The organism is Streptomyces sp. NBC_00057 (assembly GCF_045041165.1).
In the GTDB taxonomy this organism is placed as follows: Bacteria; Actinomycetota; Actinomycetes; order Streptomycetales; family Streptomycetaceae; genus Streptomyces.
In genome coordinates, this window is record NZ_CP108256.1 from 2,176,595 (window position 1) to 2,202,052 (window position 25,458).

Sequence of the window (25,458 nt, forward strand, 5' to 3'; positions counted from 1 at the left end):
AATATTGGCATGGCTTGCCAGCGCCTCAGTCGGCGCACTTGCAGCACGATACATCGGATGACTGAAAAAACCCTCAAGTGGAGCTTAGCTTGCTGGCGTTCGGCGCCCCGGCAACTGACGTGATCGTTTGCGATCGCCGCGATGGCGGGCGATCGATGCCCTGCACGGCCTAACTACCGTCTCATCACGCAACACCTCGGGACGCCCACTTCCCACGCGGGGATGTCGGACCGTGGCGGCTGCGTGCGGAGGCAGGTCTGCGCAGACTCCCGAGAGGCGTCGCGAACTATTTGCATTCATCGGACTATTGACCGAGGATTCGGACCCCGTTAGCGTCCCCGGCAAGCGCTTTCCAGGCCCGCTGTGATGCGGCGAAACAGGAGTTGTCATGCAGAGATCGCGATGGATCGGTGCGGGTTTCCTCGCGTCAGCACTGGTCCTCACCAGCTGTACATCCGGGCCTGCGGGAGTGGACGCCAAGCAGAACTCCAAGGCACCGCTCGAACTGTGGACCAGGACGACACCGGGCGGACCGGGAGAGCAGGGCGCACTCAAGCTCGCTGCCGCCTTCGAGAAGGACACAGGTTACAAAGTCGAGGTCACGGCCATCTTCGACGACTTCGAGACCAAACTGCAGCAGCGGGCAACGCAGAAGAACCTCCCCGACATCGTCATGAACGATGTGACGCAGCTCGGTGCCATGCACAGTCAAGGTCTGCTCCGGGAGATCGACCTCGACAAGATCAAGAGCAGCAAGCAGGCCATCGCCCGGGGCCTGGACTCCGGCAAGAGCGTGGACGGCAAGCAGTTCGGCCTGCCGTACTCGGCACAGGCGTCCGCGCTGCTCATCCGCAAGGACTGGCGCGAGAAGCTGAAGCTCGATGTCCCGCAGAACTGGGACGACTTCGCCGCGATGGCCGAAGCGTTCACCACCGGGGACCCCGACGGCGACGGCAAGAAGAACACCTTCGGCCTCGCCGCTCCCCTGTCCACCAAGCGCGGCTACGCCTCCTGGTACTTCTCCAACTTCCTCTGGGCCGCGGGCGGAGACTTCATCACCGAGACCGGTGACGGCAAGTACAAGCCCGCGATGACCACGAAGGAATCCGTCGACGCCGTGCGCTGGTTCCGCGACCTCGGCTGCAAGGACAAGGTCATTCAGCCCGGTGCCGTGACCATGGAGACCCCGCCCACGAATGAGACGTTCGAGGCGGGCCGGACCGGCATGTTCGTCGTCGGCCCGTACCTGTTGCCTCGTTTCGACGAGACCCTCGGCAAGGACAAGTACGAGGTCGTGCCGATGCCCAAGGGTCCGAAGGACGCCACCGTGCTTGCCGAGGGTGGCTCCATCTACCTGATGGCGGGCTCCGAGAACCGGGTGGGCCAGGACGCCTTCGCCGACTTCGCCATCTCCGCCGAGGGCCAGAAGACCGGGATGCAGGGCGAGATCGGTTTCACCGTGCAACTGCCCGTCAACAAGACGGTGGACGTCTCCGAGGTCCGCCCCGACCCCCGCTGGGCGACGTACGCCAAGGCGTACCAGACCTCCGGACGGTACGCGCCGTCCATCCCGAACTGGACCCCGGTGCGGCAGACCACCGCGGATACCGTCAACGCGCTGATGGCCGACTGCGGCCTGAACGTCGAGACCGAGCTGGGCGAGCTCGACAAGCAGCTCGCCGACATCCTCAAGGAACAGGGAATCGCCGCGTCATGAGTCTCGACCAGGCGAATCCGGCCGCCCCCGCGGCGGCCGGCCCCGGCGCCCGGACAACGGGCCACCCGCCCGGCGCGACCGCCGCCGACCGCCGCGGCCGCAACCGCCGGGCGGGCCGGTGGTGGACGCCCTGGCTGTTCCTGGCCCCGGCACTGCTCCTCTTCCTGTACTTCAAGTTCATCCCCATGGCCAACGCGCTGACCATGTCCTTCCAGGACGTCCAGCCGTATCTCGGGAACAAGTGGGTCGGCACCGAGAACTACTCCACGGTGCTCCACTCCGACGGCTTCCGCGAGGCCGCGTGGCACACCATCGTCCTCGCCGCCGGGCAGACAGCCGGCTCGATGGCTCTCGGCCTCGTACTCGCGCTGCTGATGGAAGGACAGGGCCGCCGACTGGGATTCGTGCGTTCCGCGGCGTTCCTGCCGGTCGTGGTGCCCATCGCGGTCGTCGCCGAACTCTGGCGAATCATGTACCACCCGACCGAGGACGGCATGCTCAACTCCGTCCTCGGCCTGGCGGGGCTCGGCCCCTCCGGATTCATCAACGACCCCGACACGTCGATGGCCTCCATCATGCTCACCGGCATCTGGCGGGGCGCCCCCTACGACATGATGATCTTCCTCGCCGGGCTCACGAGTGTGGACCGCGGTCTGTACGAGGCCGCGAAGGTCGACGGCGCCTCCAGGCTGCAGCGGGTGTGGCATGTGACGGTGCCCGGACTGCGGTCCGTGTTCTCGATCCTGTTCATCCTCGCCGCGATCCGCGGACTGCGCGTGTTCACCGAGGTGTTCCTGCTCACCAACGGTGGGCCCGACGGCTCCACCGAGGTCGTGATGACCCTGATCTACAAGCTCGGGCTGGAGCAGAACCGACTCGGCGTCGGCGCGGCGGGAGCCGTCCTGCTGTTTGTCGCGACGCTGATCCTGACCATCGTCGTCCACTTGTTGCGACGGAGGGAGAGCAAATGAACGCCCCGACCGAGACCGCGCTGGGCCTGACCGAGAGCAGGAGCCCGGGCGGGCGGATCCTGAAGGCCGTCACCTACCTGCTGGTCCTGATCGTCTTCGCCGGGCCCCTGCTGGCCCTGCTGGTCAGCGCCTTCGGCCATGTCAAGGACCCGACACAGCTGAGCATCATCCCCTCGGGCGCCACTCTGGACAACTTCAGGATCGCCTTCGACCAGGGCGTGCTCGCGTACCTGCTGAACTCGTTCTTCGTGGTCGGCTTCGGACTGCTGCTCCAGGTGGCCGTCTCCGTCCTGGCCGGATACGCGCTGGCCAGGAAGGTCTTCCCCGGGATGACGCTGGTGCTCGTCGCCATCCTGGCAACGCTGATGCTGCCCGAGGAGATCCTGGCCCTCCCGCTGTCCCTGATCCTCGCCGACCTGCCGGTCGTCCACTTCAACCTCATCGGCACCCTGGCCGGAATGATCGTCCCGTTGGGCGCCTGGGGATTCTCCATCCTGGTGATGACCGAGTTCATGAAGGACGTGCCCCGGGAACTCGAAGAGGCCGCTCGTATCGACGGCGCCGGCGACCTGCGCATCTTCGCCCAGATCATCCTGCCGATGTGCAAGCCCGCGCTCGGGGTCATCGGAGTCTTCGGCTTCACCATGATCTGGGACCAGTATCTGCTGCCCCTCCTCGTCTCCACCGACTCCTCCTCCTACACGCTCCCGCTGGCGCTGCGGACCCTGCGGATCGACCCCGCCGTAACCCCCGGAGTGGTGATGGCCGCCTCCCTGCTGGCCCTGCTCCCCTCCGTGATCGTCTTCCTCTTCTTCCAGCGTTCCTTCGTCCACGGTCTGTCCTCCGGCGCCCTGAAGGGCTGACACCGCGAGCCGTCCGCCGTCAGGCCCGCCCCGCGACGCGCTCGCCCGCCCGCGCGAGCGGTGCCCGGCCTGCGGGCCGACGCGTGGCGACGACACCGCCCACGTGGCACGTCCTCGCCCCGGCGGCCGGCTGCGCGAGGACGTCCGTCGACCGGTCCACATCCCGCCCGCGCCAGCCGTACCTCGACCCACCCCGCACCACCAGCCCTCCGGTCGCGCCGACCGGAGCGCCGACCGCGCACCGAACGCACCACCAGACGCCGACGACAAGGAGCGATGCCCCCATGACCCCGAGCGCCGACACCCCACGGGCTTACCCGTCCGCGCCCGCCGCGACCACGGGTCCCGCGGCGACCCCGGACACGACCTGGTTCACCACTGACCGGTTCGGGATGTTCGTCCACTGGGGCCTGTACTCCCTCGCCGCACGGCACGAGTGGGTCAAGAACCGGGAGAAGCTGACCGACGAGCAGTACCAGGTCTACTTCGACCACTTCGATCCCGACCGCTACGACCCGGTCCAGTGGGCCAGGGCGGCCAGAGCGGCGGGCATGCGGTACGTCGTCCTGACCACCAAGCACCACGACGGCTTCTGCCTGTGGGACAGCGCCCTCACCGACTACAAGGTCACCAACACCCCGCACGGCCGCGACCTCGTCGGGCCGTTCGTCGAGGCGTGCCGCGCGGAAGGGCTCAAGGTCGGCCTCTACTACTCCCTGATCGACTGGCACCACCCGTCCTTCCCCGTGGACGGCACCCATCCCCAGCGCGACGACGAGGAGTTCAAGGCCGCGACCGCCGACCGCGACATCCGTGACTACCAGCGCTATCTGCACGGCCAGGTCCGTGAACTGCTCACGTCCTTCGGACGCGTCGACTACCTGTTCTTCGACTTCTCCTACGCGGGCCGCAGTTGGTGGGGCGGCAAGGGCCCGGACGACTGGGACTCCCCGAAGCTCCTGGACACGATCCGCGAACTCCAGCCGCACGTCCTCGTCAATGACAGGACCGGCCTTCCCGGCGACTTCGTCACCCCCGAGCAGTACCAGCCCTCGGGCCCCATGACCAAGGATGGGCGGCCCGTGCTGTGGGAGGCGTGCCAGACGCTCAACGGAAGCTGGGGCTACGACCGCGACAACCTCGACCACAAGAGTGCCGACCTGCTGATCCGCATGCTCGTCGACGGGGTGTCCAAGGGGGGCAACCTGCTGCTCAACGTCGGCCCCACGGGCCGCGGCGACCTCGACCCGCGCGCCGTCGCCGTCCTCGGGGACATCGGCCGGTGGATGGACCTGCACGAGCGGTCGGTCCGCGGCTGCGGCCCGTCCCCCTACACCGCCCCCTCCGAGTGCCGGTACACCCAGCGCGGCGACCGGCTCTACGTCCACCTCTTCGCCTGGCCGCTGCGCCATCTGCACCTGCCGGGACTCGCCGGCCGGGTGCGCTACGCCCAGTTGCTGAACGACGCGTCCGAGATCACCCAGGTCCATATCGACCCGGACCGTCCCGCGCTCAACACCGAGATGGGCGGGCAGCCCGCCGGAACGCTCACGCTCCAGATCCCCGTCCAGCGCCCCGACACCCCCGTGCCCGTCATCGAGCTGTACCTGGACGCTCCGGCCGACCGGACCGACGGCTGAGCCAGGGCCCGGCCCCCGGTCCACCACCACACTCACGGAGGCACCATGCAACGCCGAACGTTCCTCATGGGCACCGCGGCAGCGGCAGCGCTGACCGCCGTCCCCGCCGGCGGACTCCTGACCGCGAGTGCGACGGCGGCCCCGGCCGCCGTCAGCTCGCTGGACGAGCTCCAGGCCGCGATCGACCGGGCACGGCCCGGTGACCGGATCGTCGTCGCCGACGGCACATACACCGTCCCGTCGGACAGGCCCCTCACCATCCGGAACAAGCAGGGCACCGAGCGCGCGCCCGTGACCGTCGTCGCCCAGTCCTGCGGCGGCGTCGTCCTCGACGGTGCCCACAGCTTCGTCTTCGACCGGTCCAGCCACATCACTGTCAGCGGATTCTCCTTCCGTCAGAGCACCACCTTGGAGATCCCCGAGACCTGCTCGCACATCAGGCTCACCCGCAACGATTTCCAGCTCGCCGACATCGAGGGCGTGCACTGGGTGATGGTGCGTGCGGACGACAGCTCGGTCGACCACAACCACTTCCACGGCAAGAGCACGCTCGGCATCTACCTCGGTATCGAGGGCGCGGGCACGGAGGAGATGGCCCAGCGCGTCCACGTGTACCGGAACTACTTCTCCGACCACAGCTTCGCCGGGTCCAACGGCGGCGAGCCGATCCGGCTCGGCGTCAGCCCACGGGCGCTGTCCAGCGCCCACGCGGTCGTGGAGTACAACCTGTTCGAGCGCGCCAACGGCGACCCCGAGGCGATTTCCGTCAAGAGCTCGGACAACGTCATCCGGTACAACACCATCCACGACAGCTTCGGCGGGATCGTCCTGCGGCACGGCAACCGCAACCGGGTGGAGGGCAACCATCTCGTCGCCGGCACGGAAGGTCTGCGGATCTACGGCAACGACCACGTGATCGTCAACAACTACCTCGCCGGCCTGTCCGGGCGGGCCCTGGTGATCGGCAGCGGTTCGGCCCGCGACCACCTGCCCGGCGAGTCGCCCGACAAGCGCCGCGGCAACGACGCACCCGACCGGGTCCTCATCGCGTACAACACCCTCGTGAACAACAAGGGCACGCTCTCCGGGGAGAGCCAGCGCCCGCACGAGCCGCGGGACGTGACCGTCGCCGACAACCTGCTCGTCTCGGACTCGGGCGAACTGGTCGCGATGGCGAACACCGTGCGCTTCACCTGGTCGGGCAACATCCTGTGGGGCGCCGCCGCCGACGGCAACATTCCGGCCGGTGGCTACACCCGTATCGACCCGAAGCTGGTGACGGGTCCGGACGGCGTCGCCCGGCCGGCGGCGGACAGTCCGGCGATCGACGCGGGCACACTCAGGTGGCCGCCCGTCACCCACGACATCGACGGCCGGCCGCGCGGGCGGGCCCGGGACGTGGGCGCGGACGAGTACTCGAGCAGGCTGCCCGGGCGCCGGCCGCTGATCCCTGCCGACGTCGGCCCCTACGCTCGCTGAGCACACCCACGAGAGGGACAGCCGGCCCGGTTCGCCCCCGGCTGTCCCACCGCGGGTCACCGGTACGTCCAGCCGCGGGGGCTGTACGGATCCGGCCCGGTACGTCCTTGTCGCAACAGGAGGCCATCATGCAGCGACGCACGTTCCTCAGGAGCACCGCGGTGGCAGCGCTCGCCGCCGTGCCCCTCACCACCATGCCGGCGGGCAGCGCGTCGGCGGTCGACACGCCGGTCGGCTCCCTGGCCGAACTCCAAAGTGCGATCAACGGCGCCGCACCCGGCGACCGGATCGTGCTGGCCGACGGTACCTACACCGTTCCGTCGGGAGGCGCCATCAACGTCTCCGGCAAGAACGGCACCGGCGCCGCACCGATCACCATCGTCTCGAAGACCCGCGGCGGTGCCGTGCTGCGCGGCGAACGCAGCTTCGTCTTCAACAATTCGAGCAACATCACCGTCAGCGGCTTCGCCTTCCGGCAGAGCGCCTCGATGGAGATCCCGGCGAACTGCTCGGCGATCCGGCTGACCCGCAACGACTTCCAGTTCGCGGACATCGACGGCCTCTACTGGGTCGTCGTGCGGGCGAACGACTCGAAGATCGACCGGAACCACTTCCACGACAAGACCACCGCCGGCATCTTCATCGTCGTCGACGGCCCCGGCTCGACCGACATGGCCCAGAACCTCCACATCTTCAAGAACCACTTCTCCGACCACAGTTTCACCGGTGCCAACGGCGGTGAGCCGATCCGGCTCGGCGTCAGCGGCCGGGCGCTGTCCAGCGCCCACGCGGTCGTGGAGTACAACCTGTTCGAGCGCTGCGACGGAGACCCCGAGGCCATCTCGGTGAAGTCCTCCGACAACACCGTCCGTTACAACACCATCCGCAACAGCCGCGGTGGGATCGTGCTGCGCCACGGCAACCACTCCACGGTGGAGGGCAATTACCTGATCGGCGGCACCGACGGGGTGCGGCTGTACGGCAACGACCACCTGATCGTCAACAACTACCTCAACGGACTGTCGGGCCGGGCCCTGGTGGTCGGCAGTGGCACCACCCGTGACCACAACTCCGGTGAGACGGCGGACGAAAGGCGGGGGAACGACGCGTGCGACCGCGCGGTGATCGTGCACAACTCCCTGCTCAACAACGTCGGCATGCTCTCGGGCGAGACCCGGGAGTACGAGCCGCGGGACGTCGTCATCGCCGACAACCTGCTGGTCGGCGACTCCGGCAGCCTCGTCGCGATGGGGGCTACGACCGGCTTCACCTGGCAGAGCAACATGGTGTGGGGTGCGGCCTCCAACGGCAATATCCCGTCCGGAGGTCACACACGGGCCGACCCCCGGCTCAGTCAGGGATCGGACGGCGTCCTGCGGCTGTCGGCGGGAAGCCCGGCGATCGGCGCGGCCACACTGGGCAGCCCGGCAGTGGTCGATGACATCGACGGCGACCAGCGCGGCAGCGCGCGGGACATCGGTGCCGACGAGTACTCGACACTGCCCGCCCTTCGCCACCCCCTCACGACTGCGGACGTGGGTCCGAACGCATCGTGAGCGGCCACCGGTGACGGGGCGGCCGGTGAGACGGTCCGCCCCGGCCCACCGGCCGCCACCGTACGGCCCCGGAAAGGGCCACAGAAATGCCGCCGCGAGGCGACCGCAGAAAGGGAATGACGTGACCGTGAGGCAACAGGGCGTAGCGCGGCGTACCGCGTTCCGAGCTGTCCACCGACCGGGTCGGGTGGCACCGTGACCAGGCTGGGTCTGTGCTCGGTCACCTTCCGGCGGCTGCCCGCCGCCGAGGTCGCACGCCGCGCCGCGGACGCGGGACTGGAGGTGGTCGAGTGGGGAGCGGACGTGCATGCGCCTCCGGAGGACCCCGGCACTGTCCGCGCGGCCCGTGACGCTTCCGACAGGTACGGGCTCACCTGCTGCTCGTACGGCTCGTACTTCCGCGCCACCCCCGGCGAGCCGGCCGAATTTCCGGCGGTCGCCCGCGCCGCGGTGCTCCTCGGGGCGCCGCGGGTGCGGGTCTGGGCGGGCGGAGTCGGGTCGCGGGCCGCCACGCCGCAGGAGCGGCGCGGGATCGTGGCCGGCCTCCGGGAGGCGGCCGGGATCGCCGCGGACCACGGGCTGGAGCTCGCGCTGGAGTTCCATTCGATGACCCTCACCGACACCGTCGCCTCGACTCTCCGGCTGCTGGACGAGGTGGGCGCGGACAATCTCCGCACGTACTGGCAGCCGCCGCTCGACGCTTCCGACGTGGAGGCGCTGGCGGGGCTCGCCGAACTCGGCGACCGGGTCAGCGCGGTGCATGTCTTTTCGTGGTGGCCGGGCAATCGCCGACTGCGGCTGGCAGAGCGTGCGGACCTGTGGGCCGGGGTCTTCGACTTGCTGAAGGAGCGGCGCGTGGAACTTGAGGCACTCTTGGAATTCGTGCCCGGCGACGATCCCGCCGTACTGGCGCGCGAGGCCGCTACGCTGCGGCACGCGGCGGCTCACCGACCCGGCTCTCCGGCGTAGTTGACCACAGGAGGCGGTCTGCTGGTGTACACAACCTACTGACGAGCGGCTCCCACCCCACCACCCCGACGCCAGGACGGCAGACATGCGCATCAACGAGAAGGACACACTCCTGTTCATCGGTGACTCCATCACCGACGCGGGCCGCGACCGCACACATTCCGCATCGCTCGGCAGCGGATACGTCCAGGAGATCGCGCGGACCCTGCGCGCCCGGGCGGACGCCGGACCCGGCCCTGTTGTCATCAACAAGGGCCTCAACGGCAATCGTGTGTACGACCTCGAATCCCGCTGGGCCACCGACGTCATCGACCACCGGCCCACTGTGGTCACGGTCAAGATCGGCATCAATGACACCTGGCGGCGCTACGACCGGGGGATCATCAGCCCGGTCGACGAGTTCGAGGCATGCCTCGACCGCCTCCTCGCGGACACCGCGCGCAAACTGTCCGCACGACTGGTCGTCATCACCCCTTTTCTGCTCCCGGTCACCTCCGACCAGAACGACTGGTACGAGGACTTGTCGCCCCGTACCGACGCCGTGCTTCGCGCCGCGCTGGCCAACGAAGCCCAGGTGGTCCGTGCGGACCTCGCCCTGCTCCGCGCCGCGGAGGAGAGGGCGGCAGCGGAGCTGGCCCCGGACGGGGTCCACCCAAGTCCCCTCGGTCACAGGCTGATCGCCGATGCCTGGCTCGCCGCGGTCGACTCCGTCCGCCCCTGACCTGCGACGGCAGCGGAGGACGCCCCAGGTAGGCCCGGACGGGACGGTGTACGTGACTGAACAGCCGGGCAGAGCCCGGTGCAGGCGGTACGGGCATGCCCGCCCGTTACGTCGAAGTGCTGCCGCCTTGTGGATTTGAGGGGCCGAAGTGTGCACACACTCTCCGGCGACGTGCTGTCACGACGCGCGCCAGCCGCTCCAGCGCAGGACCGAGACCTCGACCACCGGTCCGTCGGGGGGCCGGTCGGCGTACTGCCGGTATTTCGCCGTGAGCAGGCCGATGCCGCGGGCCGCCTCGGAGGAGCGGTCCGGCGGCGGGAGCACGCGGGCCGTGCCGTCGGCCCGGGCCCACCAGAGGCAGTCCCAGTCCTCCTCGTAGTGGTCGGTGAGCAGGCAGACCGAGGGGTTGGCGGCGATATTGGCCAGGCGCTTCAACCGCGTCGTCCGCTTCGGTTTGTGGTCCACGGCCAGCATCACCGTGTCGCCGTCCAGGGCGAACACCACCGGCACCAGGTGCGGGCGGGCCGCCGTGTCGGCCGTCGCGAGATGCGCGACGCGGGCCTCGACGAACCGCTCCCGTGCCTCAGCACTTGTCAGATCAGGCATCGCACGTCTTCCCAACAGTCGTGGCGGCTACGGACTTTCGGATCGGCCCCACTTCCGAGGCGCAACGGTCTCCGGCGCCTCAGCGGTACCGGGCAGCGACTTCGGCCAGTCGGTCCAGGTACTCCAGCGTCTCCCGTTCCGGCATCGTCGGTACGTAGAACAGCAGCCGCTCGATCCCCAGGCCGATGTAGCCCTCGATCTGCTCGGGGTCGTCGGGAGCCGCGTACACCGTCACCGGCACCTCGCGGTCGGCGAGGGCGCGCAGCCGCTCGATCTGCGGACCGAGCTCCTGCGGCGACATGCTGTTGGCCAGCCACGCGTCTCCGAACTGCGCCACCCGTCGGAACGCGCCCTCGCCACCGCCGACGTAGATCGGTGGATGGGGGCGCTGCACGGGCTTGGGCCAGGCGAAGACCGGATCGAAGTTCACGAACTCGCCGTGGAACTCGGCCTTCTCCTCGGTCCACAGCTCCCGCATGGCGCGCAGCCGCTCATCGGTGAGCCGGCCGCGGGTGGAGGGGTCGGTGCCGTGGTTCCTCATCTCCTCACGGTTCCAGCCGACACCGACGCCGAGAATCACCCGGCCACCGGAGACCAGGTCGAGCGAGGCCACCTCCTTCGCCGTGGTGATCGGGTCGCGCTGCGGGATCAGCGCGATGCCGGTCCCCAGCAGCAGCCGCTCGGTCACCACACCGACCGCGGTCAGGGCCACGAAGGGGTCGAGGGTGCGGTAGTAGATCTCCGGCAGCTCACCACCGCCGGGGTAGGGCGTCTCGCGGCTCGCCGGGATATGGCTGTGCTCGGCGATGAACAACGAGTCGAACGTACGTTCCTCAAGGGCGGTTCCGAGCGAGGTCGGGCGGATGCCCTGGTCGGTGATGAAGGTCGAGACCCCGAATTTCACGACGGCTCCTCAAAGGGACGAGTACGGGAAAAGAACTGGTGGCACAGATCCCTGACTACCCGCCCCGGGTGATCCCGCCACCATCACCACCCGAGAGAACCATCGCGGGGCACGGTTCCGGGCCCGCGGTCGCAACCTCGCGCCGGTCAGCGCCACTTTCTCAGCCACCAGGTGCGGCAGACAGCACCGCTCGGACCGCCGCTTGGCTGTTTAATTCTCCATTCGGCGTGCGTGTGCCGGCTCGACCTGTTCCATCCGAACGATGATTGCGTCATCCGGGATGAACCCGGGCCGTCGACCATCCATATCTACCGCTATCGGGAGCAGTGACCATGGGCAAACTACAAGGAAAAGTGGCGGTCATCACCGGCGGCACCACAGGGATCGGGCTGGCCACAGCAAAGCTCTTCGTCAGAGAGGGCGCCTATGTCTTCATCACGGGCCGCCGCCAGAAAGAACTCGATGAAGGCGTGCAGGCAATCGGCAGCAATGTATGCGGCGTTCAGGGCGACGTCGCCGAACTGGCCGACCTTGACCGCCTCTACGAGACCGTCAAGGCGAAGGGGCGGATCGATATCGTCTTCGCCAACGCCGGTCTAGCCGAGTTCGCTTCGCTGGAAGACGTCACGGAAGACCATTTCGACAAAATTTTCGATATCAATGTGAAGGGGACGCTCTTTACGGCACAAAAGGCCCTACCGCTCTTGAATGACGGTGCTTCCATCATCCTCACGGGCTCCGTTGCGAGCGTCAAGGGAACCCCCGCGTTCTCGGTCTACGGCGCCAGCAAGGCCGCCATCCGGAATTTCGTTCGAGGATGGACGGTAGAGCTGAAGGATCGCCGTATCCGGTCCAACGTCCTCAGCCCTGGTCCGATCGAAACGCCGCTTGTGGCGGCGCAACCCCAGGAGGCCATCGAGAGGATTGCGTCCACCATTCCGATGGGCCGCATGGGGGAGCCCGACGAGGTTGCCAAGGCGGCGCTCTTCCTGGCCTCGGACGACTCCAGCTTCGTCACGGGAATCGAACTTTTCGTTGATGGCGGCAGAGCGCAAATCTGATACCGCAACGGCGCATCTGACAGTGTCGTTCAGTTCGTGGACCCGTCGTGACCACCCGCGGACAGAGAGCTTTCGGATCAGCCCCACTCCGCTGACGCCGCACATGCCGGTTGATCATCCGCCCGGCTCAGAGCCCCGAAGGCTTGAGCCTGCGAGGTGGGAATTTCCTACCTGCCCAAGGAGCCCGACCGATGGACATCTCCTGTCAGTTCGCCACATCCCTGTACTCGCCCGAACACATCGCCGTCGCGGATCAGTTGGGCTACCACCGCGCCTGGCTCTACGACACACCCGCCCAAAGTCCCGACGTGTGGGCGATGCTGGCGCTGGCCGCCGAACGCACCCACCGCATCGGCCTCGCCCCCGGTGTCCTCGTCCCGACACTGCGCCATCCGATGGTCAACGCCTCCGGCGCCGCCACTCTCGCCGCCCTCGCACCCGGCCGCGTGGCCCTGGCCTTCGGCACCGGCTTCAACGGCACGCGCGCCCTCGGCGCACCCGCGGCCACCTGGTCCTATCTCAGCACCTACGTCCGAACGGTACGCGGTCTGCTGCGCGGTGAGACCGTGGAATGGGACGGCGCCCCCATGCGCATGATGCATCCCGGCACGAACGCACCGCAGCGCCCCATCGACATTCCGGTACTGGTCTCCGCGCTCGGCCCCAAAGGTCTCGCTGTCACCCGCGAGATCGCTGACGGCCTCTTCAGCGTCAACGGCGAGACCGCCCACGCCCACGAGTTCACCTGGGCCGCGCTGGGCATCCACGGCACCGTCCTGGGCGAGGACGAACCACTCGACTCCCCGCGCGTCCGCGCCGCCGCCGGACCCGGCAACGCTCTGGCCTACCACGCCGCCTACGAATTCGGCGGCGACCCCACCGCCCTGCCCGGCGGACAAGTCTGGCTCGACGCCATCACCGCCCATCCCCGAGCCCAACGCCACTTGGCCGTACACGACCAGCACCTCACCGACCTCAACGCGGCCGACACCGCTGCCTGGAACGCGGGAAGCTGGCGGGCCATCACCTCCACCACCGTCACCGGAACCCCCGACCGCATCCGCGACAGGCTCAGCGCCTACGCCCGAGACGGCATCACCGAAATCTCCTACCAGCCCACCGGCCCCGACATCCCCGGCGAGCTCGAACGATTCATCGCCATCGCCCGCGACGTATAGGGACCGACGCGTCGCACACCTCGTGCGCGGCGTGCACCGCAGCCCTCCGCAGATCGAAGCCTCCGGTTGAGCGAGCCGGCTCCTGGGCGACATCACGGATCCGGGAGGCGCCGAGCGCGCCCAGCCGCTGCGCGTCGGCCTCGAAGGAGGGCTGGAACGCCTCGACCCAGAAGTGGGCGAGTCTCAGAGTTGGCGGGCTCAGATGGCGGTGCGGCCGCCGTCGACGGCGACGGTCGCGCCGGTGACGTAGCCGGCCTTCGGCGAGACGAGGAATGCGACGACTTCGGCGATCTCGGCGGGTTCGGCCGCCCGCTTCATCGCGGTGGTCTCGGCGATTGCGTCGAACAGGTCGCGTGCCTCGGGCCGGGTGTAGACGGGGCCGGGGGCAACGGTGTTGAAGCGGATGCCGCGGCCGCTGTACTCGGCCGTCCAGCCTCGCGTCAGTGACGCCAGCGCGGCCTTGGTCGCACCGTACGCGGCGCCGTTGGCCAGGCCCAGGCTGCCGGCCATGCTGCCGATGTTGATCACGCTGCCCGATCCCTTCGCCGCCATGGCCGGGGCGAAGGCCGCCACGAGGAAGAACGGTGCGCGGACGTTGCCGGCGAACATCGCGTCGTAGTCGGAGACCTTCATCTCCTCAGTCGGTGCCCAGACGGCTCGCCCGGCGTTGTTGACCAGGACGTCGATCTCGCCGACCTCCGAGGCGAGCCGGTCGATGCCGGCCGGGTCCTCAAGGTCCGCCTCGACAAACCGCGCGTGGCCACCGGCCGCGGTGATCTCGTCGACGGTCTCGGCGCCACGCTGGGCGTTACGGCCGGCCACGACGACGGACATTCCGTCGGCGGCCAGCCTCTTGGCGACCGCCCGGCCGATGCCGGACGTAGCCCCGGTGACCAGGGCAGTAATGGGGTGCAGGTCGGGGTTCGCGTGCTCCACGGACATGGGGATGCGCCTTTCCGAATTGTTCTCCAGACCGGAATGTCCGGTAACACTTCCAATCTAGACAAACCTGCCCGAATGCCGCAGGCACGCAGCACGGCAGCGCGGGCGTGGTTGCCGGCCGCCGCCAACGAGCTGTTCTACGCCGAGGGAGTCCAGTCGGTCGGGATCGGCCGAGTCATCGCGCACGCCGGAGTCGCGAAGGCAACGCTGTACAGCGCGTTCGGCAGCAAGGACGGCCTGGTCCGGGCCTACCTCCAGGCACGGCATGCCGCGAACGCCGAGCGCATGCCACACGAGCTCGAAGCGCGTTACGACACCCCGAAGGAGCGCCTGGTCGGCGCGTTCGAGGTGCAGGGGCTGTCGTTCACCGAGCCGGGATTCCGTGGCTGCGCGTTCATCAGTGCGAGCGCCGCGTCGGCGGTACGGGCGGGGCGACGGGCGCGAACGGGGAGCCGGAACCCTCGGACAGCCTGAAGGCGTTCGGGGAGGTCGTCAAGGTCTTCCGTAAACGAGCGCTGCTGACACAGGAGCAGTTCGCCCCGCAAGTGCGGTACTCCGTGCCGACGGTCGCCTCGATCGAGCAGGGGCGCCGGTTTCCGCCACCGGCCTTCGTAGACCGGGCGGAGGACGTGCTGGATGCGTTCGGGGTCATCAAGGCCGCGGCCAAGCATTTGTCGCGGCGACCAGGATTGGCGAGTTGGTTCCGGCAGTGGGCGCAGATGGAGACGGAGGCGGTCAGCCTATCCACGTACGAATGCCGCTTGATTCCGGGCCTGTTGCAGACGGAGGCGTACGCGCGAGCATTGTTCGTCAACCGTCTGCCGCCCTTGGATGACGATCAGATCGAGGCTCGGCTCACGGCGCGGATGGAGCGCCAGCGGCTGTTGCGTGAGCGGCCCAACACGTCGTACAGCTTCATTATCGAAGAGCATCTGTTACTGCGACAGGCGGGCGGACCGGAGGTCACCGCTGGTCTCATTGATCACCTACTCGACCTGACACAGTTACGAAACATCGAGGTCCAGCTGATGCCCCTGGTCTGCAACGACCACGCCGGGCTGGACGGTCCCATTCAGTTGCTGGAGACCCCCGACAACATGTGGTTCGGCTACTGCGAGGCACAGGAGAGCGGCCAGTTCATCTCCGACTCGAAAGTGGTCAGCATGCTCCAGATGCGGTATGCCAGGATGCGTTCACAGGCTCACTCTCCCGAATACTCCGTGAGCTTGTTGCAGCGGATGCGAGGAGCGGCATGAGCACCACAGACCTGGACTGGTTCAAGAGCAGCTACAGCGGAAGCTCAGGCGACTCCTGCGTAGAAGTCGCCCTCTCCTGGCACAAGTCCACCTACAGCGGCGGGTCCGGCGACGACTGCGTAGAGGTAGCCACCTGCCCCACCACCGTCCACGTCCGGGACTCCAAGGTCGAGCAGGGCCCCCAGCTCGCTCTCTCCCCCGCCGCCTGGACCGGCTTCGTCGCGTACGCCGTGAACGGCTGACCGTAGGCAGACGGGCACGACACTGCGCCGCGCACCGGATCAACTCCGTTGCGCGGCGCGGCGGGTATCAGTGGTCAAGCATCATGCGTCAGGGCAGCGCCAACTCTATGACGTTGTCGGCCTCCAGGATGGCAAAGCTGTTGTACGAGTTGGCAGAGAGCTTGGCGACCCCTTCGAGTTGCTGGACGTCGACCGGGACGTTGCTGTCGGTCAGAGAATCGTTGCCGAGCTGGCCATTGCCGTTCCAGCCCCAGGACTTGACGGCGCCGTCCGCCGTAAGGGCAAGGACGTGGTAGCAACCGACGGAGATGGAGACGACGTCGGTGAGGTCCTCGACCTTCTGCGGAGTGTTGCGGTCGTTGTTGTCGCCGGTGCCGAGGCGGCCGTTGGCGCCCGCCCCCCACGTCCAGACGGTGCCGTCCTGGCGAAGAGCGGCACTGAAGGTGCAGCCGGCGCCGACGTCCTTGACCCTCGCGGGCCGTACCGGACCGCATCCTCCAGGGCACCGGCCCCATGTCCGAGGCGGAGAAGCAGCGTTGCGTCGCGTCCCGGCCGATGACCAGCACACCGGTGGGTGCGGATTCGGCGGCATCCTCCGCCGACAAGGGCCAGTTGGACGTCGGAACTCCGACCGCGCCGGGCGTACAAGCACTGCGTCCCGTCCCGTTGAACTGAACGCCCCGACAAGGGTTGGCAAGCCCGGCACGAATGCCCGGGCCGGCGGGCGCGCCCGGTCGTCGCAGCCGAATCGGGCGCGCCCCCACGCCTTCGTGACTGTTCAGTCCAGCAGGGCCGTGACCACCAGGAAGTCGTCGTGAGCCTCGCCGTACTGCTTGGCGGCGAGGAGGAACATGGAACGGTCGGTCAGGGCCCTGGCCAGCAGGGCCCGGCCCTCCTCCGCTCCCAGGTCGTCCAGGCGGCGGGCGAGTGCCACACCGTTGTCGAAGAGCGGCCGCAGCGGTTTCAGAATGCAGTGGGTGCGGTTCTCCCGGTGGAGCGCCGAACGGATGGTCACCCTGCGGTGGGTGGCGATCAGCCCCGGGAGATGGCGGCGGGGGTCGGCCGCGGCCGCCTCGGTCAGTCGGGCGGTCTCCTCTTCGAGGGCAGGGAGGCTGCCGAAGTAAGCCTGCCTGGTGTCGTGCGACCAGAGAGTCGAACCGAACGGCGGTGCCGGTGCACGGGGAGACGCCGCCGGCTCCTGCGCTCGGCCCGACAGGCCGAGCAGCATGATCCACCAGGAGAGGATGTCGCTCCAGCTCCTGCGCTCCCCGGTCTCCCCCAGCTCGGCAAGGAGGCCGAGAGCCTCTTTCCGGGCCGCTCCGGCCCCGGCCCGGTGCCCGGCGGCGTCCAGCATCTGGGAATGGCGGACCAGTTCCCACGTCAGGATGGCCAGCGACGTGCTCCCGGCAACGAGTTTGCTGCGGTCGGCGTCCACCATTTCCGCGAAGGCGTCCAGGGCCGCGTCGTGAAATCCGGCTGCGTCCAGTTCAGCCGCCCATTCCACCGTGGCCCAGAAGGAAACATCGGCCGAGCCTTCCGAGCGTGCGGCCTGGACGATCCTCCCGCAGATCTCCGCAGCCTCCCGGTGGCGTCCCTCCTCGGCCAGTACGGCGGCCAGCCGCCCGTGCCCGTGCACGGGGCTCTGCACCTGCCCCTGCTTGAACCCCTGCCGCCCGGCCTCGGCCATCTCCTCGCATATCGCGAAACCATCCACTCGTCGGCCGACGGAGTACAGCTGGTGCTGGTAGGCGGTCAGGGCACGGATAAGAAAGTCCGTCCTTCTCGGCTCGCCTGCGTCGATCCGTCGGGCGGCGGCCGCCGCCTGGGCGTGCAGAGCCAGTTGTATGTCCGGGCGGTCCCGGAACTCCTGCGCGTAACCGAACGAGACCAGTGCCTCGGACAGCTTCGGCAGGTAGGTCAGCGGGCTCACCTCGGCCAGCACCCGGTACGCCTCGATCTCTTGCTCGACGCTCAGCCCACCGGATCCGAGCAGCATCGTCCGTGCTCGCAACACTGCGTCCTGATCGACGTTCTCGGAGTGATTCATGACGGTGATTCTGAGAGCCGGAAACAGGGCGGGACAAGGCTCCGGAGCTGTGCCGTCGGTCCTACGAAAAAGGGCCGCTGAACTGTCATGATGGGGGTGGTTTCACCTCTCGGCGCCTTGAGTGGCCCACAAGGGCCGGCTGAACGTCGGAACCCCGACCGCCGGCGTACGGGCGCTGCGTACCGTCCCGTTGGGCTGAACGCCTCGGCCGGGGTTTGCTCAGGTGACCTTCCGGCAGGGTGCATGCCGGAGCGGTGTGCCTTGATAGCGTCGCTCCCGCGATTGCGGACCGCTCCCCGCCGGGGTCGCCGCTGCGCCCGGACGGCCTGCCCTCGACGGACGGCCGACGAGCGGGCGTGCTGACGGTACGGGGACGTTCGCGGCAAGGACGAAGAGGGCCGACGCATGAGCCTCGCGCAGTTGCACTACACCTCTGCCTCTGCGGGGGACGACAGGGGCGGCGCACGGTTCACGGCGGTCAGCGCCGGTATACCCACGCCGGTGCTGGCCGAGGCCGAGCAGCTCCTCGGCTACGAGCCGCCGGCCGGGGCCCCGTACCACCCCACGACCGCTGAACTCCGGTCGTTCCCCGAGGCGTTCAGCTTCAGCGCACTGTCCGACGGCAGCCATCTGCTGAGCCGTACGGTGGCGCTCGGCGGCCCCGGAGCCGGCCGATTCCACGCGCACGCGGTGCACCTCCCGGCCGGTACCGGGCTGCCGGGCGACGTGCCGGCGATCACGGCCTGGCGGTCACCGAACTGGGCCTCCACCACACCGGACGGCGGCCTGCCCGGCCGAATGGCCTCCCTGCCCGCCTCCGCCGCCTTCGGGCCGGAGGCGCTGAACGACTTCGCGGTCTCCCGGAGCCCCTGGCTGGCGGCGGTCTTCGCCGACCTGCGCCGGGCGAGCGAGGAATCGTCGTCGGCGCGAGTGGTTCTCGTGGAGCGGCAGAGCACCGATGTGGCCCGGTGGATCGCCCTGGCCGGAGCCGTACTCCCGCCGGAGAACGTACAGCGGCTGACCTTCACGACCTACACCCGCCGTCCGGCGCACTCCCCGCACCGGGTTGTCGGAGTGCTGCCGGAGGACACGCCGGAACCGAACGGCTCCGACAACGGACTGCGGGTGCACACCTGCACCGGGCCACGCCCGGCGGGGCCGGTGGACGACGCCTGGGCCGAGACCTGCGCCCGGATCTGGCGGAGTCGGTCCCCGGAGCTGTTCCGGGCGGCGGCGGAGCTGCCCGGAGAGCCCTACGCCGCCGGACCACTCGCCGTCACAGCACTCTGCGCGGGCGTCGCGCTCGGCCCCGCCGAGCGTGCCGCGGCCGCCGACTGGGCCGCCGAGCGGCCGTACGCGCTGGACGAGGAGCGGACGCGGCGGCTGACCGACGCGCTGACCGCCTCCGGCGTCGACCGTACGAGCGCCGAACTGTCCTGCGTGGCAAGGCTGTTGACCGCACTCGACGGACGGTCTCCCGCCGCCACGACCGCATCGCTCGCCGCTCTGTTGGTGACGGAGGCGGTACGCGGTGGCAATGTCACACTCGAACCGCCCGCGCGCTCGGCCTTCGCCGAACCGGCCGGGGAGCGTGCCGCCGCCGCACTCGTCACGGCCCTGGGCGACGACCTCCGTACCGAACTCGCCACCGGTGCGCCCGCCGTGCCCACCGTGCCCGGCCGCAGTGTGGCGCGCACCGTGCAGCTGCTGCGGATCGCGCGGCTGCTCGACGTGGACTGCGCGGACCTGCTCCCCGATGTCGTACACCGGATGGCCCGGTCCCTGCTGGACGAAGGGGCGGCCGGCTGCGGGCCGGTGCTGCTCGACCTCCTGGACGAACAGTTCGATGTCCGTACCGCGCTGCTGGGCGAGCTGGACCGGATCGCCCCGCACGATCCGGCGGGGACGGAGCGGCTGCTGACCGGTGTCGCCCTGCCGTTCACCGGGACGCAGGCGCTGCCACATCTGCGGATGTGCGCGGCGGCACCGGACGCCAGGGCGGGCGGCGGCGACCGGGTGAAGGTGCTGCACACGGTGCTCCGCGCCGGTGGAATGTCACCCTTCACCGAACCACTGGTGCTGCGCACGGCGGTGGGGCTGGTCTGGGGCGAGGACACGCCCACAGCGGGCGAGGCCCGGCTGCTGCTGGGCGGGACCACCTCCGACGCGCACCGTACGGCCGGTACGTGGTCCGCTCTCGTCTCGGCGGCGCTCGGCGCCCCCGCCGACGACGAGGAGGCCCCCGAACTCGCCCATGACCTGTTGCGCGGCTTCCCGCAGGAGATCGACGCGCGGGCGCGCGGCGCCCTGCTGCTCCTGGAGTTCGCTCGGGACATGCGGTCGGGGGCGGCGGAGCCCGGCTGGACGGAACGGGCCCGGAAGCTGTGCGCCGGGGCCGGCCCGGTGGAGCCGGGCGTGCGCGACCGGGCGCTCGGCGCACTGGCCGGCAGGCTGCTCGCTCCGGACCGGCCCGAGGCGGAGCTGTACGCGTTCGTCCACAGCAACGACGCGGACCTCATCGCGGCCTACGGCAGGGCCGCCCGCCATGACACCGTCCTCGCCCGGCTGCGTTCCGAACCTGCTTATGTGGCCGACTGCTTCACCGTCTGGAGCTCACACCCGCATGCGGGCCGCGCCTGGAGCGAGACGCGGGCGGCGCTGCTGGAGGAGGTGCTGCGGCCTGTGGTGCGCGGACTGTCCGCCGGCGAGGTGGCGGCCGTGGAGGAGGCCGCCGAGCGTACGGGCAGCAGCCGAACGGCGGAGGCGTTCCGGGCGTGGAACCGGCCGGGTGGCTTCGGCAGACGGCTCGGCAGCAGGCTGACGGCACGGGTGCGGCGGTCGTAGCCGAGCTCAGAGCATCAAGAGGTCGCGAGTCCTCGGGCAACCCGCGGGCGTCAGTTGTGCCGGACCGTGCTGCCCGGAGTCCGCGATCAGGCAGAAGTTACCTATAAGTATGTAGTGACTTTGCGCGCAATCGACAGTAGAACCTGCTTCACTCTGTCGAGAGTGAAGGACGCCACATGAGTGACACCACCATGCATGATGCTGGATCCAAGAGTGTCTCGCGTCGAAGGTTCATCGCAGGAACCAGTTCTGTTCTGGGAGCCTTGGCTCTCATCGGCCACGCCTCCTCGGCTCAGGCGAAAGCTGTCTCCACTGCCGCTCCGATCGACTCCGGGGCCCATGTCCCGGCCCTGGTGATCGGCACCGGATACGGGGGCTCCGTCGCCGCCCTGCGTCTCGCCCAGGCCGGCGTCGACGTACACATGATCGAGATGGGCATGGCCTGGGACACGCCCGGCCCGGACGGCAAGATCTTCGCCAACACGACCCAGCCGGACAACCGGTCCTACTGGCTCCGCACCAAAACCAAACAGCCCCTCAGCAACTTCCTCGGCTTCCCCATCGACAAGGACATCTCCCGCTACACCGGGATCCTGGACGCCGAGGAATTCGGCGGCATCACGGTCTATCAGGGGCGCGGTGTCGGAGGCGGTTCGTTGGTCAACGGCGGCATGGCGGTCACTCCCAAGCGCGAGAACTTCGGCGCCATCCTCCCGTCGGTGAACGCCGACGACATGTACGGCATCTACTACCCGCGTGCCAACGCCGGGCTCGGGGTCAACACCATCGACCCGGCCTGGTTCGAAACCGCCGAGTGCTACCAGTACGCCCGGGTCGGCCGCAAGCAAGCCCAGCGTTCCGGCTTCCCGTTCGTCTTCGTTCCCGCCGTGTACGACTGGGACTACATGAAGCAGGAGGCGGCCGGTACCGTCCCCAGATCGGCGCTGGACGGCGAGATCCTCTACGGCAACAACTACGGTAAGAAGTCGCTGCCGAAGACCTACATCGCCCAGATCAAGGCCACCGGCAAGGTCACCATCTCTCCACTGCACAAAGTCACCTCGGTCGCCCCGGCGGCCGGTGGCGGCTACACCGTCGTCATCGACCAGATCGACACCAACGGGGACACCACGGCCACCAAGTCCGTGACCGCGGACAAGGTGTTCTTCGCGGCAGGCAGCGTCGGCACCAGCAAGCTGCTGGTCACGCTGAAGGCCACCGGAGCGCTGCCCCGCCTGAACGACGAGATCGGCAAGGGCTGGGGCGACAACGGCAACGTCATGTGCGGCCGCGCCAACCACCTGTGGGACCCGACCGGCAAGGTCCAGGCGTCCATACCCACGGGCGGCATCGACAACTGGGCTACTGGTGGTGCGTTCGCCGAGGTCGCACCGCTGCCCACCGGGATCGAGACGTACGCCTCGTTCTATCTGGCAATCACCAAGAACCCGAACCGAGCCGAGTTCTCCTGGAACACCGCGACGAGCAAGGTCGATCTGAGCTGGCAGACCTCCTGGAAGCAGCCGTCCATCGACGCGGCCAAGACGATCTTCGACAAGATCAACAAGACGGAGGGGACGATCTACCGCACCGACCTCTTCGGCACCTACAAGATCTGGGGCGATCACCTCACGTACCACCCGCTCGGAGGCGCGGTGCTGAACAAGGCCACCGACAACTACGGCCGCCTCCACGGCTACTCCGGCCTGTACGTCATCGACGGCTCGCTGATCCCCGGCAACACCAGTGTCAACCCGTTCGTCACCATCACCGCGCTCGCCGAACGGAACATCGAAGAGATCATCGCCGCCGACCTGTAACGATGAGATCGAAGCCCGGGGCCGGGCGGGCTCACCGAGCGGCCCCGGACCACTTCAGCGCCCGGGCAGCGCGCACACGGTGTCGAGGCCCAGCACATGGTTGAGCCGGCCGAACGCCAGCCACGAGCCGATGCTCATGCTCAGCTCCACGATCTCGGGCTGGCTGTAGTGCGCGGTCATCCGAGTCCAGAACTCGTCATCGAGGCCATGGTGGTCCAGGGCGTACCGCTCGGCGTACTCGGCGGCCAACCGGGTCCGGTCGTCGAAGGCATCAGTGGTGCGCCACTGGGCCACCGCGTCGGCGAACTCCTCCTCGACCTTCGCTCCGTCCCGTTCGGTCCGCCAATCAAGGCAGAAGATGCACCCGTTGATCTGTGCGATCCGCAACCGCGCGGCCTCGAACTCGCGTAGTCCGAGGGTCGTATGGGCATACACCGACATCGAGAAATTCGCGGCGGCGATCCCGATCCCGGGGATCATCTCCCCCCACACGTACTCGATCGCATCCTTGCCTTCGGGGATATCGATGTTCATCGTTGTCTCCTTCCGAGCCTGCCGACCGCGGGGCGCAGTGGGACGTCGAGCGCGTCATAAAGTCCGGGTTCCGCGCCCACAAGCCAGTCGATGGCGCTCACGAGCCTGCCGACCGCGGTGGCGTTCCCGCCCGCGGACCGGTTCTCGCCCTCGTCGGTGGCCTCGACCGTGACCTCGATGCGCGGGCGGCCCTCGATGACCACCCGGTGTGCGCCGTCGCCGTCGGGCGGCGTCGGCCAGTCCAGTGCGCAGGACGGATGGATGCGCGTGATGTGCTCGATGATGATGCGGGGTTCGCCCTCGACGATGCCTTGCACCTCGAACCGGACAGCGCCCTGGGTGCCCGCCTCGAACTCGCCCATCGTCCTGGTACTCACCATGGTCTCAAGAGGGCGCCGGTCCAACGTCTCGCGGATGTCGTCGAGTTCGACACCGAGGGCCCTGGCCATCAGCCGCACTTGGCCGCCCCAGACCATCGTGGGGACCGTCGGCGCGAGCATCAGCGGCTCATAGTCCATCGGCTGTCCCATGCCGACCAAGTACCGGACCGAGTCCTCCTGGTCGTAGGTGGAGTAGTCGAAGATCTCCTGACAGCGGATCACGTCCACGGTGGTGCCGAGTCCGCTGATCAGCAGCGGCAGCACGTCGTTGCCCCAGCCGGGGTCGACACCGGAGACGAACAGCGAGCCGCCGCCCTCGGCGATGGCAGCCAGCACCGGATCCCGCAACTCCGGCGGGGCGCCCAACGGGTCGTAGAGCGCGTACACCGCAGGGGTGACGACTACGGCTCCGCCCCGGATGGCTCTGACGATGTCGGTGAGGGCCTCGTCGGGGCGGATGTCGCCGGACGCCGCGTACACCACCGCCTGGGGACCGGCGGCCAGCACACTGTCGATGTCGTCGGTCGCGGCAACCCCCAGACCGCGGTCGAGCCCTCCGAGGTCGCCCGCGTCGCGGCCGACCTTGTCGGGGTTGTGGACGAGCACGGCAGTGAGCGTCAGCGCCGGATGGGCATCGACGGCACGGATCGCCGCGCGGCCGACGTTGCCAGTACCCCAGACAACCGTGGAAATCATGCGCGGAGGGTAGCGAGAGAGCGCATCAGTTCATAGTGGCGTGACCGGAAAGAATTCCAATCGCTCGTGCGTAGCAGGGCGATGAGTGGGCTTTCCCGGACAGCGTGCCGTTCCAGCAATTCCGGCACGAGCTGAGGCACACCCAGGCGCACCGAAGGGTGGCGGTGAGGTTGCGGCCCGTCCTGAGCTTCCGGACCCGGCCGGACATACGTCACGGCTTCCTCGGAGCGACCGGTACCGTAGAACGTACAATCTCGTGGGCCTCCTGACGGGCTGCGTGAACCGCCAGAGGAACAGATGAGGAAGCCATGACGACGAACCGCGGACGCAAGGACGTCATCCGGGACCGGATGGCCGCGACCGGCGAGTCGTACAACGTCGCCGCCCGCAATCTGAAGGCGATGAAGGACATGGGCGCCACGCGTGACGCCGTCCTCACGCAGCGCTGGCACCCGGCGGACTCACTCGACATGCCGTGCCCCTGCGGCGGGACCTGCGAGCCCGGCGAGAGGTGCGACCACTGCCATGCCCGGCACCGGCACGTGGCGCGCTACCCCGGCAGCGCCATGGATGTGGAGACGTGGGCGGACCGGTACGACTGCATGGGGTGCTCGTCCTCGTACACGCTGATCGTCGTCCTGCGCGGCCGCCCCTGGGGTGTCGCCGAGACGGTGGTCCAGGGCGGGTCCGCGGAGCCGGTCGTGCGGGCCAGGGTCTTCCCGGGGGTCGCCCACCCGCTGCTGCGGCCGGAGAACCCCGAGGGCTGACGCCCGGCGTCAGCTCTCGCCCGGGTCGTGCCCGTCAGCCCTCGTCCGGTGCCAGGCGCAGCGAGATCGAGTTGATGCAGTACCGCTGGTCCGTCGGGGTCGGGTAGCCCTCTCCCTCGAAGACATGGCCGAGGTGCGATCCGCACCGGGCACAGCGGACCTCGGTGCGGACCATGCCGTGGCTGCGGTCCTGGATCAGTTCGACGGCGTCCGTGTCCTTCGGGTCGTAGAAGGACGGCCGGCCGTCGGCCTTGGCCATTCACAC

General features: G+C 68.8%; 24 protein-coding genes and 1 pseudogene. 16 read left to right on the forward strand and 9 right to left on the reverse strand.

All coding sequences use genetic code 11. The features are described from left to right. Positions 1–388 precede the first annotated feature (388 nt). The 3 genes from OG953_RS10345 to OG953_RS10355 are packed head-to-tail and all read left to right on the forward strand — an operon-like array spanning position 389 to position 3,551. Positions 389–1,717, forward strand: a complete 1,329-nt coding sequence (locus OG953_RS10345) for an extracellular solute-binding protein (RefSeq protein ID WP_405683644.1) — start codon at positions 389–391, stop codon at positions 1,715–1,717. After that, positions 1,714–2,688, forward strand: coding sequence for a carbohydrate ABC transporter permease (locus OG953_RS10350; RefSeq protein WP_405683646.1), 975 nt, complete (start codon positions 1,714–1,716; stop codon positions 2,686–2,688). Before OG953_RS10345 ends, OG953_RS10350 begins: the two co-directional genes overlap by 4 nt. Continuing rightward, on the forward strand, positions 2,685–3,551 hold the full coding sequence (locus tag OG953_RS10355; protein ID WP_398629859.1) for a carbohydrate ABC transporter permease: 867 nt from the start codon (positions 2,685–2,687) through the stop codon (positions 3,549–3,551). The genes OG953_RS10350 and OG953_RS10355 overlap by 4 nt, the downstream gene beginning before the upstream one ends. A 19-nt stretch (positions 3,552–3,570) precedes the next feature. Here the strand turns inward: OG953_RS10355 and OG953_RS10360 are convergent, their stop codons facing one another. Continuing rightward, complete coding sequence (locus tag OG953_RS10360) at positions 3,571–3,837, reverse strand: hypothetical protein (RefSeq protein ID WP_405683648.1); 267 nt, start codon at positions 3,835–3,837, stop codon at positions 3,571–3,573. Here OG953_RS10360 and OG953_RS10365 point away from each other — a divergent pair. The 5 genes from OG953_RS10365 (at position 3,836) to OG953_RS10385 (ending at position 9,916) form a co-directional block, all read left to right on the forward strand. Beyond that, entirely contained in the window at positions 3,836–5,191 is a 1,356-nt protein-coding gene (locus tag OG953_RS10365; RefSeq protein WP_405683649.1) for an alpha-L-fucosidase, read from the forward strand. The two genes, OG953_RS10360 and OG953_RS10365, sit on opposite strands and share 2 nt — an antisense overlap. 45 nt (positions 5,192–5,236) lie before the next feature. Further along, positions 5,237–6,670: a chondroitinase-B domain-containing protein gene (locus tag OG953_RS10370; RefSeq protein WP_405683651.1), complete on the forward strand. Its 1,434-nt coding sequence runs from the start codon at positions 5,237–5,239 to the stop codon at positions 6,668–6,670. 128 nt (positions 6,671–6,798) lie between these two features. Continuing rightward, positions 6,799–8,226 (forward strand): chondroitinase-B domain-containing protein, encoded by a 1,428-nt coding sequence (locus tag OG953_RS10375; protein ID WP_405683653.1) that lies wholly within the window; start codon positions 6,799–6,801, stop codon positions 8,224–8,226. Positions 8,227–8,421: 195 nt separating this feature from the next. Next, positions 8,422–9,195 carry a sugar phosphate isomerase/epimerase family protein gene (locus OG953_RS10380; protein WP_405683655.1) on the forward strand — a complete coding sequence of 258 codons (774 nt, stop codon included), beginning with the start codon at positions 8,422–8,424 and terminating at the stop codon, positions 9,193–9,195. Positions 9,196–9,280: 85 nt separating this feature from the next. Further along, a complete protein-coding gene (locus OG953_RS10385) occupies positions 9,281–9,916 on the forward strand; it encodes an SGNH/GDSL hydrolase family protein (protein ID WP_405683657.1) in 636 nt (211 codons plus the stop codon). Between the two features lie 177 nt (positions 9,917–10,093). Here the strand turns inward: OG953_RS10385 and OG953_RS10390 are convergent, their stop codons facing one another. Then, positions 10,094–10,522 carry a TIGR03668 family PPOX class F420-dependent oxidoreductase gene (locus OG953_RS10390; protein ID WP_405683658.1) on the reverse strand — a complete coding sequence of 143 codons (429 nt, stop codon included), beginning with the start codon at positions 10,520–10,522 and terminating at the stop codon, positions 10,094–10,096. Between the two features lie 79 nt (positions 10,523–10,601). Then, positions 10,602–11,426, reverse strand: a complete 825-nt coding sequence (locus OG953_RS10395) for an LLM class F420-dependent oxidoreductase (protein WP_405683660.1) — start codon at positions 11,424–11,426, stop codon at positions 10,602–10,604. A 332-nt stretch (positions 11,427–11,758) separates the two neighbouring features. Here OG953_RS10395 and OG953_RS10400 point away from each other — a divergent pair, with 332 nt between their 5' ends. Both OG953_RS10400 and OG953_RS10405 read left to right on the forward strand, forming a co-directional pair. Then, positions 11,759–12,487 carry a glucose 1-dehydrogenase gene (locus OG953_RS10400; protein WP_405683662.1) on the forward strand — a complete coding sequence of 243 codons (729 nt, stop codon included), beginning with the start codon at positions 11,759–11,761 and terminating at the stop codon, positions 12,485–12,487. Positions 12,488–12,678: 191 nt separating this feature from the next. Next, on the forward strand, positions 12,679–13,665 hold the full coding sequence (locus OG953_RS10405; protein ID WP_405683663.1) for an LLM class flavin-dependent oxidoreductase: 987 nt from the start codon (positions 12,679–12,681) through the stop codon (positions 13,663–13,665). A gap of 198 nt (positions 13,666–13,863) precedes the next feature. Here the strand turns inward: OG953_RS10405 and OG953_RS10410 are convergent, their stop codons facing one another. Further along, positions 13,864–14,607: an SDR family NAD(P)-dependent oxidoreductase gene (locus OG953_RS10410; protein ID WP_405683664.1), complete on the reverse strand. Its 744-nt coding sequence runs from the start codon at positions 14,605–14,607 to the stop codon at positions 13,864–13,866. Between the two features lie 75 nt (positions 14,608–14,682). On the opposite strand from OG953_RS10410, the gene OG953_RS10415 reads away from it, so the two are divergent. The 3 genes from OG953_RS10415 to OG953_RS10425 are packed head-to-tail and all read left to right on the forward strand — an operon-like array spanning position 14,683 to position 16,105. Further along, positions 14,683–15,081 carry a TetR/AcrR family transcriptional regulator gene (locus OG953_RS10415; protein ID WP_405683665.1) on the forward strand — a complete coding sequence of 133 codons (399 nt, stop codon included), beginning with the start codon at positions 14,683–14,685 and terminating at the stop codon, positions 15,079–15,081. Further along, positions 14,994–15,863 carry a helix-turn-helix domain-containing protein gene (locus OG953_RS10420; protein ID WP_405691764.1) on the forward strand — a complete coding sequence of 290 codons (870 nt, stop codon included), beginning with the start codon at positions 14,994–14,996 and terminating at the stop codon, positions 15,861–15,863. The genes OG953_RS10415 and OG953_RS10420 overlap by 88 nt, the downstream gene beginning before the upstream one ends. Beyond that, positions 15,860–16,105, forward strand: coding sequence for a DUF397 domain-containing protein (locus tag OG953_RS10425; RefSeq protein ID WP_405683666.1), 246 nt, complete (start codon positions 15,860–15,862; stop codon positions 16,103–16,105). Before OG953_RS10420 ends, OG953_RS10425 begins: the two co-directional genes overlap by 4 nt. A gap of 88 nt (positions 16,106–16,193) precedes the next feature. On the opposite strand, the gene OG953_RS10430 is transcribed toward OG953_RS10425, so the two are convergent. Further along, a complete protein-coding gene (locus OG953_RS10430) occupies positions 16,194–16,673 on the reverse strand; it encodes an RCC1 domain-containing protein (protein WP_405683668.1) in 480 nt (159 codons plus the stop codon). A gap of 210 nt (positions 16,674–16,883) precedes the next feature. Continuing rightward, positions 16,884–18,152: a hypothetical protein gene (locus OG953_RS10435; protein ID WP_405683669.1), complete on the reverse strand. Its 1,269-nt coding sequence runs from the start codon at positions 18,150–18,152 to the stop codon at positions 16,884–16,886. 405 nt (positions 18,153–18,557) lie between these two features. Here OG953_RS10435 and OG953_RS10440 point away from each other — a divergent pair, with 405 nt between their 5' ends. Together OG953_RS10440 and OG953_RS10445 are read left to right on the forward strand one after the other, a co-directional pair. Beyond that, positions 18,558–20,996, forward strand: coding sequence for a GTPase-associated protein 1-related protein (locus tag OG953_RS10440; RefSeq protein WP_405683671.1), 2,439 nt, complete (start codon positions 18,558–18,560; stop codon positions 20,994–20,996). Positions 20,997–21,172: 176 nt separating this feature from the next. After that, positions 21,173–22,816 (forward strand): GMC oxidoreductase, encoded by a 1,644-nt coding sequence (locus OG953_RS10445; RefSeq protein ID WP_405683672.1) that lies wholly within the window; start codon positions 21,173–21,175, stop codon positions 22,814–22,816. Positions 22,817–22,870: 54 nt separating this feature from the next. Here the strand turns inward: OG953_RS10445 and OG953_RS10450 are convergent, their stop codons facing one another. Both OG953_RS10450 and OG953_RS10455 read right to left on the reverse strand, forming a co-directional pair. Then, positions 22,871–23,350: a carboxymuconolactone decarboxylase family protein gene (locus tag OG953_RS10450; RefSeq protein ID WP_093899301.1), complete on the reverse strand. Its 480-nt coding sequence runs from the start codon at positions 23,348–23,350 to the stop codon at positions 22,871–22,873. Continuing rightward, positions 23,347–24,426: a dihydrodipicolinate reductase gene (locus OG953_RS10455; RefSeq protein WP_405683674.1), complete on the reverse strand. Its 1,080-nt coding sequence runs from the start codon at positions 24,424–24,426 to the stop codon at positions 23,347–23,349. The genes OG953_RS10450 and OG953_RS10455 overlap by 4 nt, the downstream gene beginning before the upstream one ends. A 308-nt stretch (positions 24,427–24,734) precedes the next feature. On the opposite strand from OG953_RS10455, the gene OG953_RS10460 reads away from it, so the two are divergent. Further along, positions 24,735–25,193, forward strand: a complete 459-nt coding sequence (locus tag OG953_RS10460) for a hypothetical protein (RefSeq protein ID WP_405683677.1) — start codon at positions 24,735–24,737, stop codon at positions 25,191–25,193. A 34-nt stretch (positions 25,194–25,227) separates the two neighbouring features. On the opposite strand, the pseudogene OG953_RS10465 reads toward OG953_RS10460, so the two are convergent. Then, positions 25,228–25,437 (reverse strand): annotated as a pseudogene (locus OG953_RS10465) (peptide-methionine (R)-S-oxide reductase); the annotation flags it as partial. Positions 25,438–25,458 lie beyond the last annotated feature (21 nt).